This window comes from Ralstonia insidiosa, assembly GCF_008801405.1.
Lineage (GTDB): Bacteria > Pseudomonadota > Gammaproteobacteria > Burkholderiales > Burkholderiaceae > Ralstonia > Ralstonia insidiosa.
In genome coordinates, this window is sequence record NZ_VZPV01000002.1 from 377,708 (window position 1) to 394,716 (window position 17,009).

Sequence of the window (17,009 nt, forward strand, 5' to 3'; positions counted from 1 at the left end):
CCGCTTTTCTCCTCCCCACTCCTCCCCCGCGTTGCCGATATCGGCAACGTATCAAGACCGCCGCCAAATAGTATTGGCCGGCCCCCGGCCCCGACTCCGATACTGCGCCCCAAGCAGCACGCATCCGGCATCAACGCGAATCAACGCGATCCGGCGAGGGGAAGGCACACGCCTAGCAAGAACGCCGCGCTGCAGGACGTGCCTGCCCTCACCGGGAAGCCATCGCGCTTCCTCCCAGTCATCAGGAGATCCAACGATGATCATCGACATCAGCTGCTACCCCACCGACCTGGTGGACCTCGCGTGGTGGCACGACGGCGACCCCTTTACCGGCGAGCGCCTGCTCGAAATGATGGACGGCCCTTACATGATCAACGGCAAACCACGCCGTATCGACAAGGCCTTCATCCAGCCACCGCAGGGCAACACCATTTATACGTGGACGGACGGCGAGCTCACGGGCCGCGAGTCCATCGACGCCTACATGGCGTACACCCTCAAGATGGTGCAGACGTATCCGGACCGCTTCATCGGCTGCTTCGTCTACAACCCGCGCTGTGGGGTGCAGAACGGCGTGGAAGCCATCGAGCGCTACGTCAAGGAGCACGGCTTCAAGATGGTCCAGATGCAGGCCAACATGCACGCCTACCGGCCAGACCGCGCGCTGGACTGGGTGATGCCGGCCTTCGAGAAATGCGCCGAGCTGGGCGTGCCCGTCAAGCTGCACACGGGTGACGGCCCTTACAGCATCCCATCGGAATGGATTCCGATGATCAAGCAGTTCCCGAACGTCGATTTCATCATGGCGCACTTCGGTGTGCAGACCGGCGGCGTGTACGTGTTCGAGCCGATGCAGTGGGCGATGGAACTGCCCAACGTGTATTGCGAATCGGGCTGGTGCCTGCAGTCGCGCATCGTTGAATTTGCCAAGGTGCTGCCCAAGCACAAGATCCTGTTTGGCACCGACACGCCCCCCAACGAGCCCGGCATGTGGCTGCGCCTGCTGGAGGTGCTGTGCATGGACCCGCCGCAGGGTCTGAACCTCGATGAAGACACGCTCGAGGATTACCTGGGCAACAACATCGCCCGCATGATCGGCCTGGAGCCGACCCGTCCGCCCAAGACCGTGGCCGAAGCCGAAGCGCAGCTTGCGCTGGCTGCTGCCTGAGCCACCGCAGACCGCACGGAGCGCACACATGATTATTGATACCCATCTGCACCCGACCAACCTCGTTGACGAGGCCTGGCGCCACACCGGCACGCCCTTCAACGGCGAGCGCATGATCCAGCTGATGGATGGCCCCTACATGATCAACGGCAAGCCGCGCCGCATCGACATGGGCTTCATCCAGCCGCCGCCGGGCAACACTGGCTACCGCGACGGCAACCGCCGTGGCCGTGAAGGCATTCGCGACTACATGTCGTACATCGCCGAGCTCACACAGAAGTACCCCGACCGCTTCATCGGCAACTTCACCTACAACCCGCGCTGGGGCCCGGAGAACGGCGCGGCGGAGCTGGAATTCCACATCAAGGAATACGGCTTCAAGATGGTCAAGCTGCACGCCAACATGCACGGCTACCGCCCCGACCGCGCGCTGGACTGGCTGCGCCCGGCCATGAAGGTCTGCGCCAAGTACAACATCGTGGTGCTGATCCACACCGGCGACGGCCCGTACACCATCCCGACGATGTTCTACCCGATCATCCGCGAGTTCCCGATGGTGAACTTCATCATCGGCCACTTCGGGATCCAGACGGGCGGCAACTACTCGTTCGAAGCATTCTGGATGGCGATGGACACGCCTAACGTGTACTGCGAATCGGGCTGGTGCTTCCAGTCGCGCATCGTTGAGTTTGCGAAGCAACTGCCGCGCGACAAGATCGTGTTCGGCACCGATTCGCCGCCCAACGAGCCCGGCATGTGGCTGCGCGAGCTGGAGGTGCTGTGTTCGGCGCCGCCGCAAGGGCTGGGCATCGACGAGGACCACCTCGAAGACTATCTGGGCAACAACATTGCGCGGCTGGTCGGCATCGAGCCCACCAAGCCGCCCAAGGACCTGGCCGAGGCGGAACTGCGCCTGAAGTCGACCTACGTCCAGACAGCAGAAGCGGCCTGAGCGCCGATCCCGCGGGCGCCGCGCCTCTGTGGCGGTCGGCGCCCGCCTCTAGCGAGGTGTGCCATGAGCATGACCCGGCTTGGCGAAGGCCAGGATTTCCACGTCTTCGCCAATCTCTATCGCGAGCTGTATCCCGATGATGTGCTGACCCTGCACAACGGTGTTTCCGCCGATCAGGATGTCACCGCCGTCATCGACCAGCTTGCTGCGCGCAACCGCCACCCCATGCTGGTCTGCGAGCAGGTCAGCGGCCTGCAGGTGCCGCTGGTCACCAACGTCTTTGCCTCGCGCACCCGGTTGGCACGGTTGTTCGACGTGCAGCCGCATCAACTGCACGACGCCTTCCAGGCGCGTGCCAATGCCCCCATCGCACCGCGTGTCGTTTCACACGGCCCCATCACCGACGAGGTGATCGAGGGCGATGCGGTGGACGTTGCGCTGCTGCCGATGATCAAGCACTTCGAGAGCGACCGCGCGCCCTACGTCACCAACGCCATCATCGTGGCCGAAGATCCGGTGACGGGCGTGGCGAACATGAGCTATCACCGCTCGATGCGCCACGCGCGCAACGCACTGGCCACCAGCCTGCACTCGCGCGGGCATCTGTGGCGCATGCTGCAGACCGCGCGCGAGCGCGGCGACGTGCTGCGCGTGGCGATGGTGGTGGGTGCGCACCCGCTGTTCATGCTGGCCGCCGCTGCGCGCCTGCCCTTCGGCGCCGACGAGCGTGCCGTGGCTGGTGGCCTGCTTGGCGCGCCGCTCGATATCGTGCGCACGCCGCGCTACGGCATTGGCGTGCCGGCGGCAGCCGAGTTCGTGCTAGAAGGCACCATCGACCCGGCTGCCTATGCGGAAGAAGGCCCATTCGGCGAGTTCACCGGCTACTCATCCGACCGCTCCACCAACAACGTGCTGCGCATCGATGCACTGATGCGCCGGCGCGATGCGTGGCTAGTCGACGTGGTGGGCGGTCAGTACGCGGAGCACCTCACCTTGGCCCGCCTGCCGCGCGAAGCCGAGATGAGCGAGAAGCTCAAGGCGCGCTTCCCGTCGGTCACAGCGCTGCACTACCCGAACTCCGGCACGCACTTCCACTGCTACGTGGCGCTCAACCCGACACGCGACGGTGAGGCACGTCAGATCATGCTGGCCCTGCTCGGCTGGGACCCGTACCTCAAGACCGTGATTGCCGTGGATTCGGATATCGATCTGCAGCAGGACGAACAGGTGCTGTGGGCTATGGCCACGCATTTCCAGCCGCATCAGGATCTGTTCATGATCGATGGCCTGCCGGGCAGCCCGCTTGATCCGTCGTCGTCGGTGCACGGCACGACATCGCGCATGGGCATCGATGCCACGCGCGGTGCCAGCTTCGAGGGCATCCGCGCGCGCCTCGATCCGGCCGTCATTGCACGCGCCAGCGACATCCTCCGCCAGGCAGGAGTGCAATCATGAACGCGCGCAACCTTCAGCACCTCCGCCCCGCGCCCCCGCGCATGGTGGTCGGCATCAGCGGCGCGTCGGGCTTTATCTACGGCGTGCGTCTGCTGGAACTGCTGCGGGCGCTGGAGGTGGAGACGCACCTCGTCGTCACACGGTCCGCCCTGCTGACGATGACGCACGAAACGCCGTACAAGCTGGCCGACGTGATCGACCTCGCTTCGCATTACCACCGGGCAGACGACATGGCCGCCGGCATCGCCAGCGGATCGTTTCGCGCGCTCGGGATGATCGTGGCGCCGTGCTCGATGAAATCGCTGGCGGAGATCGCCACCGGTGTCTCGTCGACGCTGCTGACACGCGCGGCGGACGTCACGCTCAAGGAGCGCCGCCCGCTGGTCCTGATGGCGCGCGAGACGCCATTCACGCTGGCACACCTGCGCAACATGCAGGCCGTCACGGAGATGGGCGCCATCGTCGCCCCGCCCGTGCCGGCCTTCTATGCAAGACCCAATACGTTGGACGACATGATCGACCACACCCTCGGCCGCGTACTCGACCTCTTCGGGCTCGATGCCGGCACCGCCCTGCGCTGGGGCGAACACGCCTTACCAACCTTAGTCCGTACCCCACCCACGATTGACAAGGAGTCCGTATGACCACCCATGCCCACCCGAACGCCGTGCTTCCCGGCCCGAACACCAAGATCCCGGTCACCATCCTGACCGGCTTCCTGGGCGCCGGCAAAACCACGCTGCTCAACTACATCCTGCGCGAAAACCACGGCCGCAAGATTGCCGTGATCGAAAACGAATTCGGCGAGGTCGGGATCGACGGTGGCCTGGTGATGGCCTCGGAGAACGAGGAGATTTACGAGATGGTCAACGGCTGCGTGTGCTGCACGGCCGAAGTGCGCGAAGACCTCGTACGCATCGTGCGCCAGCTCGTCGCGCGGCCTGAGCGGCTGGACCACATCCTGGTGGAAACTAGCGGCCTGGCCGATCCGTATCCGGTGGCGCAGTCGTTCTTCATCGACGACCCGATCGCCGAGCACGTGGAGTTGGACGCCATCGTCACCATGGTTGATGCCAAGCACATCGGCGCGCATCTGGACGACCTGCAACTGGATGGCGTCGACAACCAGGCCGTCGACCAGATCGTCTGCGCAGACCGCATCGTCATCAACAAGGTGGACCTGGTCGACGCCGAAGCCGTCAACGCGCTGCGCGGTCGCGTGCGCGGACTGAACGCCACGGCCGACATCGTCACCTCCAGCTATGCCGAGATCGACCTGAACAAGATCATCGGTGTAGGCGCGTTCGAAGCCACGCAGAAGCTGCTGGAGATCGGCGCCGAGCATGGCGAGCATCACGATCATGACCACCATGATCACGACGAACATGCCCACGACCATGAGCACGTTCACGCTGATGCACACGATCACGAGCCCGACCACCAGCACGATCCGAGTGTCAGCTCGGTGGGCTTTGACGTGCCGGCCGACGTGGACCTCGCCCGCTTCCATACCTGGATCGAAGCCCTGCGCAACGAGCAGGCGGAAACGCTGTACCGCATGAAGGGCATCCTGGCCGTGCAGGGCCAGGCGCAGCGTTACGTGCTGCAGGGTGTGCACAGCCTCATCGATTTTCGCGCAACGCAGCCCTGGGGCAGCGAAGCGCGCAGCAGCAAGATCGTCTTCATCGGCCGCGACCTTGATCGCGCGGCCCTGCAGGACGGTTTCAACGCGTGTCTGGCGGCGTGAGCATGCCATGACATGACATCCCCCTGACCCGCGGGCAGCCCCTGGCATGCCCCGGGCATGACAACGATAGGAGACAACCATGACAACAGCCGTACACCCGGTCGACCAGATTCTGTCGACCCGACAGATGTTGACGCTGGGCTTGCAGCATATGGCGGTGTCGTACATCGGCGCCATCGCGGTGCCGCTGATCATTGCATCGGCACTCAAGATGTCGCAGGCGGACACCATTGTCCTCATCAGCACCACGTTGTTCTGCTCGGGGATCGCCACGCTGTTACAGACCATCGGGTTCTGGAAGTTCGGTGTACGGTTGCCGATCCTGCAGGGGGTCGCGTTCAGCAGCGTGGGGCCGGTGATTGCCATCGGCACCAACCCTGCCGTAGGTTTCGCGGGCGTGTGCGGTGCGGTCATTACGGCCGGTCTGTTTACGCTGCTCGCCGCACCGCTGGTGGGGCGGCTGCGGCGATTTTTTCCACCGGTGGTCACGGGCTGTATCGTGACCGTCATCGGCCTGCAGCTCTTTCCGGTCGCCTATGACTGGGTGGGCGGCGGGCGCAACGCCGCCAACTTCGGTGCCCCGCTGTACCTGATGGTGGCGGTGGTCGTGGTGCTCACCATCCTCCTCATCAACCGCTTTGGCACGCCGCTGCTGCGCAACCTCGCGGTGCTGATTGGCATGATCGTCGGCACGTTGCTTGGCTGCGCGCTGGGCATGGGCGACTTCCACGGCGTGGCAGACGCCCCGTGGGCCACGCTGCCGGTGCCGTTTCACTTCGGGATGCCTGTCTTTGCCCTGGTGCCGGCGCTGACCATGATCGTGGTGATGATCGTGCAGATGGTGGAATCGATGGGCCTGTTCCTGGCCATCGGCGACATCGTCGAGAAGCCCATCGCGGAAGAAGAAGCCATCAACGGCCTGCGCGCCAACGGCCTGGCCAGTGCCATTGCCGGCATGTTCGCGGCCTTCCCGTTCATCGCGTTCATGGAGAACGTCGGGCTGGTGGTGCTCACCGGCGTACGCAGCCGCTGGGTGGTGGCCGTGAGCGGCGTGCTGATGTGCCTGGTGGCGCTGGTGCCCAAGGCGGGTGCTGTGATTGCCGCCACGCCGCCGGCCGCGCTGGGCGGCGCCGGTATCGCCATGTTCGGTGTGGTGGCCGCTGCGGGCATCCAGACGCTGGCCCGCGTGGACTACGAAGAGAACCGCTACAACGTGCTGATCGTGGGCTTCACGATTGCAGCCGCGCTGATCCCGGTGCTCGCCCCGGCGCTGTTCAAGCAGATGCCCGACTGGGCGCAGCCGTTCCTGCACAGCGGCGTGGTCATCGCCTGCCTGGTGTCGGTGGCACTGAACCTGCTGCTCAACGGTACCGAAGAAGCGCACGTGCCATCCAACATCGTGCGTACGGCTGGCCGTGCCTGACTTTCCACTGGACACCTCCATGCACAACACGCCTCAAGACATCCTGATCCGCCGCCCCATAGCCGTTATGACCGGCCTGCGTGGCGACGCGGCGCGCGCGGGAGCCGTCGACATCCGCATCGTCGGCGGCCGCATCGCCGAGATGGCCCCCGACCTCACGCCCCGCCCCGGCGAGCGCGTGATCGACGCCAGCGATTGCCTGGTCTACCCCGGCTGGATCAACACGCACCACCACCTGTTCCAGAACCTGCTCAAGGCCGTGCCGGAAGGCATGAACCAGGACCTGCAAGGGTGGCTGGCCAGCGTGCCGTATCCGCGCCTGCCGCTGTTCACACCAGAGCTGATGCGCACGGCTGCGCGCCTGGGCATGGCAGAGCTGCTGCTGTCGGGGGCCACCACCTGTGCCGACCATCACTACCTCTATCACGCCGGTGGCGGCACCGAGTCGGGTGACATGCTGTTCGACGTGGCTGACGAGTTCGGCATGCGCTTCGTGCTGTGCCGCGGTGGTGCGGTTGAATCGGCCAACAGCCACCCGGGTTTCTCGAAGACGGCGCTGCAACCCGAGACGTTCGACCAGATGGTGGCCGACATCGAGCGGCTCAAAAATCGCTATCACGACGACGCGCCTGACGCGATGCGCCGTGTGGTGGTCGCACCGACCACGCCCACCTTCTCGCTGCCGCCCGCGCTGCTGGTAGAGATGGCACACGTGGCACGCGCCATGAACCTGCGCATGCACACGCACTTGTCTGAGACCGACAACTACGTGCGCTTCTGCCGCGAGAAATACAACTGCCTGCCGGTGGAGTTCGTGGCTGAACACGAGTGGCTGGGGCCGGACGTCTGGTTTGCGCACATGGTGCACATGCAGCCGGCGGAGATCCGCATGCTCGCGCAAACCGGCACCGGCGTCGCGCACTGCCCGGTCAGCAACAGCCGGCTGGGCAGCGGCATCGCACCGGTGCCGCAAATGGCCGCGGCCGGCGTGCCGGTGTCGCTGGGGGTGGACGGTGTAGCGTCGAACGAATCGGGCAGCATGACCGGCGAGGTCAACACTGCGTGGCTGATCCACCGCGCCGCACAGGGCGCCAGCGCCACCACCGCCGAAGAGGTGATCCACTGGGCCACGGCCGGCGGTGCGCGCGTGCTGGGTCTGGGCGAAGTCGGCACGCTGCAGGTCGGGCAAGCCGCCGATCTGGTGCTCTACGACATCAACCACCCGCGCTTCTACGGCTTCCACGACCCGGCGATCGCACCCGTGGCGGCCGGCGAGCCCATCACCGTGCGCACCAGCATCATTGGTGGGCGTGTGGTGGTGGATGAAGGTGTGGTGTGCGGGCTGGATGTGGCGAGCATCCGCGCGCAGGCCAGCCAGGGCGTGGCTGACCTGATGGCATGCGCTTGACGGATCAGGTGTCGAGCCGCAGCGCCATGTGTTCTTCGTCGTAGAAGCGCTCTCCGACACGCATGGCGCGGCGCTCGACGCCGAAGGTTTCGAAACCCGCGTTGCGATATAGCTGTTGCGCACGCGGGTTTTCGGCGCTTACTTAAGCCGAATGGCGATGTCGCTCATGGCTGCTTGGCTTCCACGTTGAATGCATCGCCCGTTTCAAAGAAGGCACCACCTGCGAGGTAGTGCACGGTCTTGCTGCCGGCATCTGTGAAGTGCCAGCGGCCATTGCTGAACAGCGCAGGGTCCGCCCACGCAGCTGTGACTTCGGCAATGAAAAGGTCGTAGCGCTTTTCGTTGTGCGGCTCGGGAATGACGCGGCATTCGAGCCACGCTGCGCAACCGGCCACCAGCGGCACGTCGATGGTGCGGGCGGGCGTGGTGGCGATGCCTAACGCATCGAACTTGTCGCCATCGCGGCCGGTGAGCGTGCCAACGGTCAGTGTGGTTTCGGCAATTGCACGGGTGGGGATATTGAGGGCGAACACGCCGGAGGCTTCGATCAACTCGCGCGTAAGAGTGCGGCTGTCGACTACCAGCAGCACCTTAGGTGGGTCGAAGTCGAGTGGCATGGCCCAAGCGGCGGCCATCACGTTGCGTACGCCGTTGTGGGCGCTCGTGACCAGTGTGGTCGGGCCGTGGTTCAGGAGGCGATAGGACTTTGCCAGCTCTACCGGAGCTAGCTTGATGGGATCGGACATGATGGCTAGGTGAGGCTGGGGGAGGCGTCATCATAGGCCAACGGTATTGAATGTGTTGGTGGCAGCGGTGCCCTTCTTTTGGTTTTTTGGGGTGTTGGTGCATCCCTTGTTTCATCCCCTGCCGGGGCTGACTCACTTTCTTTGTCTTGCCAAAGAAAAGTGAGTCGGTCCCGGCAGGGAACGAAAGGGGGGATGGACCACAAAAAAAACCCGGCGATCACTCAACCGGGGTTCTAATTTACTCAGCAACGCGCTTAGCAATATGCTCCAGCGCCTCTTCCACCTGATCGATCAGGATCAGACAGAGGTCACCAGGCTGTAAGCGACCAAGCGCCGTATCAATCGCCAGAAACTCACCACGAATTTCATCAATGCGGCTGGTGCGCTCAGCACCGTGCAACCCCTCACGCAGCAGCGCCAGCACCTCACCATCCTCACGCCCACGCTGACACTGATCCTCATACAGCAGCACATCATCAAACACGCCACCAAGAATCTGCGTCTGCTTGCGGATGTCCTCATCACGACGGTCACCCGCCCCGCTGATCACCACCGAGCGACGCTTGGCCGGCATCGTTGCCACGGCGTTGCACAGCGCCTGAATGGCATCCGGGTTGTGGCCGTAGTCAGCAATAAGCGTAGCGCCCTTGTAATCGAACAGGTTGAAGCGCCCCGGCGCCGTGGCGGCGTCGTTCACAAACGTGGCCAGCCCGCGGCGGATGACCGCCCAGTCGATGCCGAGCGCCCAAGCGGCAGCAATCGACGACATGGCGTTCTCAACCTGGAAGCCGATCGTGCCGTTGCGCGTGAGCGGAATGTCGGCCAGTGCGATGCGCGTTTCGTTGGCGCCTTCGGTGGCCACAATCTCTGCGCCATCGACAAACACCACGCGCTTGCCCTGCGCACGATGCAGTGCCATGGTCGGCAGGCCAACGTCCTGCGCAAAGAACGTGATCGAACCTGGGCAGGCATCGGCCATGCGCGCGACCATCGGGTCGGCGGCGTTGAGCACAGCCATACCCTTGGGCGCCACGTTCTGCACGATCACGCTCTTGAGCACAGCCAGGTCTTCTACCGTGCTGATGTAGTTCAGGCCCAGGTGGTCGCCTTCACCCACGTTGGTCACCACGGCGACATCGCAGCGGTCGAAGGCCAGGCCTTCGCGCAACAGGCCGCCGCGCGCGGTTTCGAACACGGCGGCATCCACGTCGGGGTGCAGCAGCACGTTGCGGGCGCTGCGCGGGCCGCTGCAATCACCGGTGTCGATACGCTGGCCCTGGATGTACACGCCATCGGTGCCGGTCATGCCCATGCGCAGGCCGCTAGAGGCCAGCAGGTGGGTGATCAGGCGCACCGTCGTCGTCTTGCCGTTGGTGCCGGAGACAGCCACCAGGGGGATACGGCCATCGTCGCCATCGGCAAACATCGTGGAAATGATGGCTTCGCCCACCGCGCGGCCCTTGCCGTATGACGGCTGCAGGTGCATGCGCAAACCCGGTGCGGCGTTGACTTCTACAATGCCGCCAGCCTGGTCTTCAAACGGCTTGAGCATCGTTTCGCAAACGGCATCCACACCGCAGATGTCGAGCCCAACCATCTGCGCAGCCGCCACGGCACGCGCCGCGATGGCCGGGTGGACGTCGTCAGTCACGTCGGTTGCCGCACCGCCCGTGGAGAGGTTCGCGTTGTTGCGCAGCACCACGCGCGTGCCCTTCGGCGGCACGGCGTCGGCGCTCAGGCCCTGCTTGGCGAGCGTGGCCAGTGCAATGTCGTCAAAGCGGATCTTCGTGAGCGACGTGGCATGCCCTTCACCACGGCGCGGGTCGCGGTTCACCTCGTCGACCAGCTCGCGGACCGTGTGCTTGCCGTCGCCAATGACTTGCGGCGGGTCGCGGCGCGCGGCCGCCACCAAGTGCTTGCCCACCACCAGCAGACGGAAATCGTGGCCGGGGATGTAGCGCTCGACGATCACGTCCGACGAGATGTCGGCCGCCACTTCGTAGGCGGTCTTCACTTCTTCCTGCGTGCGGATGCGCACCGCCACACCCTTGCCCTGGTTGCCATCACGCGGCTTGACCACCACCGGGCCGTTGATTTCCTGCGCGGCTTCCCAGGCCTCTTCGGCGCTGCGCACCGAACGGCCAAGCGGCACCGGCACACCTGCGGCATGCAGCAACGTCTTCGTCAGGTCCTTGTCCTGCGCAATGGATTCGGCCACGGCGCTGGTCATGTCGGTCTCGGCCGCCTGGATGCGGCGCTGCTTGCTGCCCCAGCCGAACTGGACCATCGAGCCCTGCGTGAGGCGGCGGTACGGAATGCCGCGCGCCACGGCGGCGTAGACGATGGACCCGGTGCTCGGTCCCAGGCGCACGTCTTCATCCAGGTCGCGCAGGCGGTGCAGTGCGTCGTCCAGATCGAACGGCTGGTCATCACGCGCCGCTAGGCAAAGTTGGCCAGCCAGCTCAAACGCCAGTCGCCCCACTTCCTCTTCGGTGTATTCGACAACGACCTGGTACGTGCCGGGTTCGAGCGTTGGCTCAGTGTGGCTGAACGTGACCGGGCAACCGGCAGCAGCCTGCAGGCCCAGCGCGGCAGCTTCCAGCGCGTGCGCCATCGACGGCGCATCGGCTTCGTCATCCGGCCGCAGCGGGCCGATGGCCGGAAAACGCGCACGCAGGCGGTCTTCAAAACCCGGCAGCTCGGTCAACAGGAGCGATTGGTCCGAGCAGGCCACGATGGCTTCGATGGCCGTGTGACGACACCAGAGATTCGGGCCGCGCAAGGCCCGGATACGAGAGACTTCCATACAGTCGGCTTTCCGTTGTGCTGTGGGCTGCTTTTGGTCAGGCCCGGTGTTCCGTGCGGCCCATCCACTGATGGACTTGCTCGACGGTGGCATCAATCGCGCATTCGTCGCATTGCAGGACCAGCAGATCGCCAGGCGCGAGCTGCGACAGTGCCGCTTCCACGGCATCCTGGCGTTTGCCCCCGTCGATGACGACCTCGGCCACGCGGCCGCCTTGCTGCATCCCCTGCTTGAGCAGCGCACGCGCCTGGGGCTCGAACTGGGCATCAGCGCGCTTGACGCTGGCGTCTTCGCACAGCAGCACGCGGTCGAACGTTTGACCGATCACCGTGCCCTGTGCCACGAGGTCTTCGTCGCGACGTTGCAGACCAGCGCCAAACACCAATGTCCGGCGTTCTGCCGGGAAGTTGTCCAGCGCACCGGCCAGCGCTTGCAGCGCTGACGCGTTGTGCGCGTCATCCACCACGATGGTGGCGCCGTTGTGCTGGAACAGCGTAAAGCGCCCCGGTACATCCACCTGGCCAACGTCAAACGTGACGATGCCGGCACGGATCAACTCATGTGAGATACCCAGCGCCCAGCCGGTCGCCACGGCGGCCAGCACGTTCTCGATCTGGAACGGCACCCGGCCCGCGTAAGCGAGCGGGATAGCCGAGACATCGGCCAGTGCCACTTCCGTTTGGCCAGTGGCAAGCACTACCTTGCCGTCGCGCACGAACACCGCCCGCTTGCCCTCGGCACGGTGCGCGGCAATGGCCGGCAGGTCGCCGGACAGGGCGAAGAAGATCACCTCGCCATCGCACAACTCGGCCATCTCGACCAAGCGTGCGTCGGCGGCATTAAGCACGCCCACGCCGGTCTTCAGCACCACGTCAATCTGCGTGCGCAGGACGCTGTACATGCGGTCTTCGTCTTCGACGTAGAAGTCGCCCAGGTGATCGGGCTTGTCGAAGTTGGTGACCACGCCGACCTGGCAGCGGTCATACGGCAGCCCTTGCGACAGGATCATGCCGCTGTCGTTCTCGAACACGGCAGCTTCCACCGCGCGGTTCATCAGGATGCGGTGGCAGGCGTCCCAGGCAGCGCGGTCGCTGCGGGCCGTGCCTTCCACTTGGCGGTGGTCCAGGTACAGGCCGTCGCTGCAGCCCAGGCCCGTGTGTTTGCCCGAGAGCTGCAGTAATTGCGCCACCAGCTTGGCGACGACAGTTTTGCCGTTGGTGCCCGTAATGCCGACGATGGGAATGCGGCCGTCGTCCTGCACGCCGTCCTTGCCGGAGAACAGGTGGTCGACAATCGCACGGCCCACCGGGCGCGGTTCACCCTGGGCGGGGCGGATATGCATCAGCAAACCCGGCCCGGCGTTCACTTCAACAACGGCGCCGCGCTGTTCGTCCAGCGGGCGCGAAATGTCTTCGGCCACCAGATCCACGCCGGCAATGTCCAGCCCGACCACCCGTGCCGCCAGCGACACGTGGGCCGCCACGCTCGGGTGTACACGGTCGGTCACATCAAATGCGACGTTGCCGTTGCGCTGGATCAGCACGGTGCGGCCTGCGGGCGGCACGGCGGTGCCATCGGCATAGCCCTGGCGCTTGAGCTCCAGGCGCGCGGCGGAATCCAGGCGCACGGGGTTCAACGGGTGCTCTTCGGTCGGGCCACGGCGCGGGTCGGCGTTGATCTGCGATTCGATCAACTCCTCGATGGTGGAGGTGCCATCGCCGACAACCGACGCGGTCTCGCCCATGGCCGCCGCCGCCACACGGCCGCCCACCACCAGCAGGCGGTGTTCGTTGCCGGAGACGAAGCGCTCGACGATCACGCCGTTGCCCTCTTCGATGGCCACCGCGTAAGCGGTTTCCACCTCTTCGCGCGTCATCAGGTTGGTGAACACGCCGCGGCCGTGGTTGCCGTCATACGGTTTAACGACCACGGGCACGCCGATGTCTTCAGCGGCCTCCCAGGCGTCTTCGGCGCTGTCGACCATGCGGCCTTCCGGCACGGGCACGCCGCACGACTGCAATAAGCTTTTCGTAAGGTCCTTGTCGCGCGAGATCGATTCGGCAATGGCGCTGGTGCGGTCCGTCTCGGCCGTCCAGATGCGGCGCTGGCGTGCGCCGTAGCCCAGTTGCACGAGGTTGCCGTCCGACAGGCGGATCGACGGAATGCCCCGGTCGTCAGCCGCATCCACAATGCAGGCCGTGCTGGGGCCAAGGCATTGGTCATCCACCATATCGCGCAGCGTTTCGACCGCCGCATCCACGTCGAACGGGCGATCTTCAATGGCGGCCATGACGAGGTCCCGCGCCGCAAACAGTGCTGCGCGGGTCACGTCTTCGTGCCAGGCACGCACGATCACCTTGTAGACGCCGCGGATCGGGGTCTCGCGGGCCTTGCCAAAGCCGCCCGGCATGCCGGCCAGGTTCTGCAGCTCGAGCGTGACGTGCTCCAGGATGTGACCCGGCCAGGTGCCTTCCTTCAAGCGCATCAGGAAGCCGCCGCGCACGCCGGGGCTGCAGCGGTGCTCGATCAGCGTTGGCAGCCACGTCGACAGGCGCTCATAGAACCCCGGAATCGTGTTGGAGGGGAAATCCTCCAATTCACCAATGTCGACCCATGCCTCCAGCACTGGCCGATATGTCCACATATTCGGGCCGCGCAGCGACATGACATCGAGAATCTCAATGTCCTTCTTCTTCATCGAATTAGCTTGGAAAGCAGTGGGCGAAATGCCCGAGAAAATGAAGCGTTACCTTTCAATAACGTTACAACGGCTTTGGCGTTGACCGCTTGAACCAGGAGTGCGTTGTGCATCGCACCAATTTCCTGGCTCGCTCCCCTATGTATACTTGCGAGCAAAATTTGCCGGCCACCGGACGCTCAACGCGCGCGATGGCCGCACCATTGCTCCGATTTATGTTCGTCCTTTACCCGTTTTGGGCTGTTTTTTGGGCCATTGGGACGCGCTTTTTGAATTCTTTGCGCCGCTCATGACCCAGTCCTCCCCAACATCCGCCCCCAACCTTGCCGGCACTCAGGACCCCTGGAGTGTCGAACTCGGCTCAAGCCTCGCTCCAGAGGAAACCGTCCTGGCCGGACTGCAGCTGGATTTGGACGCAAGGCTGCATTTTACCCAAGGGTGGCTGGTTGTTACGCATCGCCGCCTGATCGGGCGGGCCCCCGGCGGAAAGGACTTGCAAAGCTGGGACATCGCGCCCGGCATGACGCTTTCGCACACCGACCACGCCGGCGTAGGCACGCTGGAGCTGTCCGACGGCCAGCGCCGCCTGGCGAGCTGGCGGTACACGCTGGGCCACAACGCCGACGCCCTGCGGTTGACCGATGTGTTCGACGCGCGCCGTAACGCACTCACGGCAGGCGCCGAGCCCGCACCAGCCGACACAGACGTCTGCCCGACCTGCAAGGCGCCGCTTCCGCCCGATGAAGACACCTGCCCCCAGTGCAGCCGCGAGCTGGAGCAACCGCCCTCCACCTGGGCACTGCTGCGCCTGTGGCGCTTTGCCCGGCCATATCGCTGGCAATTGCTGGCCGGGTTCGCCCTGCTGCTGCTGGGCACGGCCGCCACCCTGGTGCCGCCGTACCTGACGATGCCCTTGATGGACAAGGTGCTGATCCCGTACCAGAACGGCACCCCGATCGACTACAGCCTGGTCACCCTCTACCTGTCCGGCCTCTTTGGCGCCGCGCTGGTGGCATGGTCGCTGGGCTGGGCGCGCACCTACCTGCTGGCGCGCGTGTCCGAGCGCATCAGCGCCGACCTGCGTACCACCACCTACGAGCACCTGCTCAAGCTGTCGCTGGAGTACTTCGGCGGCAAGCGCACGGGTGACCTGATGGCCCGGATCGGTTCGGAAAGCGATCGGATCAGCGTGTTCCTGTCGCTGCACCTGCTTGATTTCGCCACCGACGTGCTGATGATCGTGATGACGGCCGTGATCCTCATCTCGATCAACCCGTGGCTGGCGCTCGTCACCCTGGTGCCGCTGCCCTTTATCGCGTGGATGATCCACCTGGTGCGCGACCGCCTGCGCCACGGTTTCGAGAAGATCGACCGGATCTGGTCGGAAATCACCAACGTGCTGGCCGATACGATCCCGGGTATCCGCGTGGTCAAGGCCTTCGCCCAGGAAAAGCGCGAAGTCACGCGCTTTGCCGAGGCCAACAAGCACAACCTGGCCATCAATGACCGCGTCAACGCGGTGTGGTCGCTGTTCACGCCCACCGTGACGCTGCTCACCGAGGTGGGCCTGCTGGTGGTCTGGATTTTCGGGATCTGGCAGATCAGCCACGACGCCATCAGCGTGGGCGTGCTCGTGGCGTTCCTGACCTACATCAGCCGCTTCTATACACGCCTGGATTCGATGAGCCGCATCGTGTCAGTCACGCAAAAGGCGGCAGCGGGCGCCAAGCGGATCTTCGACATCCTCGACCACGTGTCGAGCGTGCCGGAGCCGCAAAAGCCGGTGCACCTCGACAACGTTGAAGGTGCGATCGAACTGCGCGACCTGGGCTTCCGCTATGGCAACCGGGCGGTAATCCGCGGCCTGAACCTGTCGATCCAGCCGGGCGAGATGATCGGCCTGGTGGGGCATAGCGGCTCGGGCAAGAGCACGCTCGTGAACCTGATCTGCCGCTTCTACGATGTGTCGGAAGGGGCGATCCGCTTGGATGGCGTCGACATCCGCTCGCTGCCCATCTCGGAATTCCGCCGCAACATCGGCCTGGTGCTGCAGGAGCCATTCCTGTTCTTCGGCACGATTGCCGACAACATTGCCTACGGCAAACCCGACGCCACGCGCGAGGAAATCGTTGCCGCCGCACGTGCCGCGCACGCACATGAGTTCATCCTGCGCCTGCCGCATGGCTACGACTCGCTGGTGGGTGAGCGCGGCCAGGCGCTGTCGGGTGGTGAGCGCCAGCGCATTTCGATTGCGCGCGCGCTGCTCATCAACCCACGCATCCTGATCATGGACGAGGCCACGTCGTCCGTGGATACGACCACCGAGAAGGAAATCCAGAAGGCGCTCGACAACCTCGTGCAGGGCCGGACGACCATCGCCATCGCGCACCGGCTGTCGACGCTGCGCAAGGCGGATCGCCTGGTCGTCATGGACCGCGGCCAGATCGTCGAAGTGGGCAACCACGATGAACTGCTGGCACGCGAAGGGGCGTACTACAAGCTCTATCAGGCACAGGCCCGCAATGTCGACGCAGACACCGACATGACGAGCGACGGCGAGCGCGTGGACGCTGCCGAACCGGCTTACGCGCAATAAGCGCAGCCAT

General features: G+C 64.8%; 11 protein-coding genes and 1 pseudogene. 8 read left to right on the forward strand and 4 right to left on the reverse strand.

Translation table 11 applies throughout. From position 1 onward, the window contains the following. The first annotated feature begins 256 nt into the window (after nucleotides 1-256). From F7R11_RS18455 to F7R11_RS18485, 7 genes are all read left to right on the forward strand, one after another. Nucleotides 257-1,168, forward strand: coding sequence for an amidohydrolase family protein (locus F7R11_RS18455; protein ID WP_021192950.1), 912 nt, complete (start codon nucleotides 257-259; stop codon nucleotides 1,166-1,168). 28 nt (nucleotides 1,169-1,196) lie between these two features. Beyond that, nucleotides 1,197-2,120, forward strand: coding sequence for an amidohydrolase family protein (locus F7R11_RS18460; RefSeq protein WP_021192951.1), 924 nt, complete (start codon nucleotides 1,197-1,199; stop codon nucleotides 2,118-2,120). 63 nt (nucleotides 2,121-2,183) lie between these two features. Next, on the forward strand, nucleotides 2,184-3,575 hold the full coding sequence (locus F7R11_RS18465) for a UbiD family decarboxylase (protein WP_064808894.1): 1,392 nt from the start codon (nucleotides 2,184-2,186) through the stop codon (nucleotides 3,573-3,575). Further along, the gene (locus F7R11_RS18470; protein ID WP_197495059.1) at nucleotides 3,572-4,219 is read left to right on the forward strand and encodes a UbiX family flavin prenyltransferase; all 648 of its coding nucleotides are present in this window, start codon (nucleotides 3,572-3,574) and stop codon (nucleotides 4,217-4,219) included. The genes F7R11_RS18465 and F7R11_RS18470 overlap by 4 nt, the downstream gene beginning before the upstream one ends. Next, complete coding sequence (locus tag F7R11_RS18475) at nucleotides 4,216-5,322, forward strand: CobW family GTP-binding protein (protein WP_064808893.1); 1,107 nt, start codon at nucleotides 4,216-4,218, stop codon at nucleotides 5,320-5,322. Before F7R11_RS18470 ends, F7R11_RS18475 begins: the two co-directional genes overlap by 4 nt. 79 nt (nucleotides 5,323-5,401) lie before the next feature. Continuing rightward, nucleotides 5,402-6,745: a nucleobase:cation symporter-2 family protein gene (locus F7R11_RS18480; protein WP_064808892.1), complete on the forward strand. Its 1,344-nt coding sequence runs from the start codon at nucleotides 5,402-5,404 to the stop codon at nucleotides 6,743-6,745. Between the two features lie 19 nt (nucleotides 6,746-6,764). Continuing rightward, a complete protein-coding gene (locus F7R11_RS18485; RefSeq protein WP_064808891.1) occupies nucleotides 6,765-8,153 on the forward strand; it encodes an amidohydrolase family protein in 1,389 nt (462 codons plus the stop codon). A 4-nt stretch (nucleotides 8,154-8,157) separates the two neighbouring features. Here the strand turns inward: F7R11_RS18485 and F7R11_RS27325 are convergent. The 4 genes and pseudogenes from F7R11_RS27325 to cphA (F7R11_RS18505) all read right to left on the reverse strand — a co-directional run. Further along, nucleotides 8,158-8,295 (reverse strand): annotated as a pseudogene (locus F7R11_RS27325) (GNAT family N-acetyltransferase); the annotation flags it as partial. A gap of 22 nt (nucleotides 8,296-8,317) precedes the next feature. Further along, nucleotides 8,318-8,899 carry a flavin reductase family protein gene (locus tag F7R11_RS18495; protein WP_064808890.1) on the reverse strand — a complete coding sequence of 194 codons (582 nt, stop codon included), beginning with the start codon at nucleotides 8,897-8,899 and terminating at the stop codon, nucleotides 8,318-8,320. Nucleotides 8,900-9,137: 238 nt separating this feature from the next. Next, the gene (cphA, locus tag F7R11_RS18500) at nucleotides 9,138-11,705 is read right to left on the reverse strand and encodes a cyanophycin synthetase (protein ID WP_064808889.1); all 2,568 of its coding nucleotides are present in this window, start codon (nucleotides 11,703-11,705) and stop codon (nucleotides 9,138-9,140) included. 37 nt (nucleotides 11,706-11,742) lie between these two features. After that, entirely contained in the window at nucleotides 11,743-14,403 is a 2,661-nt protein-coding gene (cphA, locus tag F7R11_RS18505; RefSeq protein ID WP_064808888.1) for a cyanophycin synthetase, read from the reverse strand. A gap of 289 nt (nucleotides 14,404-14,692) precedes the next feature. Between cphA (F7R11_RS18505) and F7R11_RS18510 the strand changes: the two genes are divergently transcribed. Next, nucleotides 14,693-16,999 (forward strand): cyanophycin metabolism-associated ABC transporter, encoded by a 2,307-nt coding sequence (locus F7R11_RS18510; protein WP_064808887.1) that lies wholly within the window; start codon nucleotides 14,693-14,695, stop codon nucleotides 16,997-16,999. The last annotated feature ends 10 nt before the right edge of the window (nucleotides 17,000-17,009 follow it).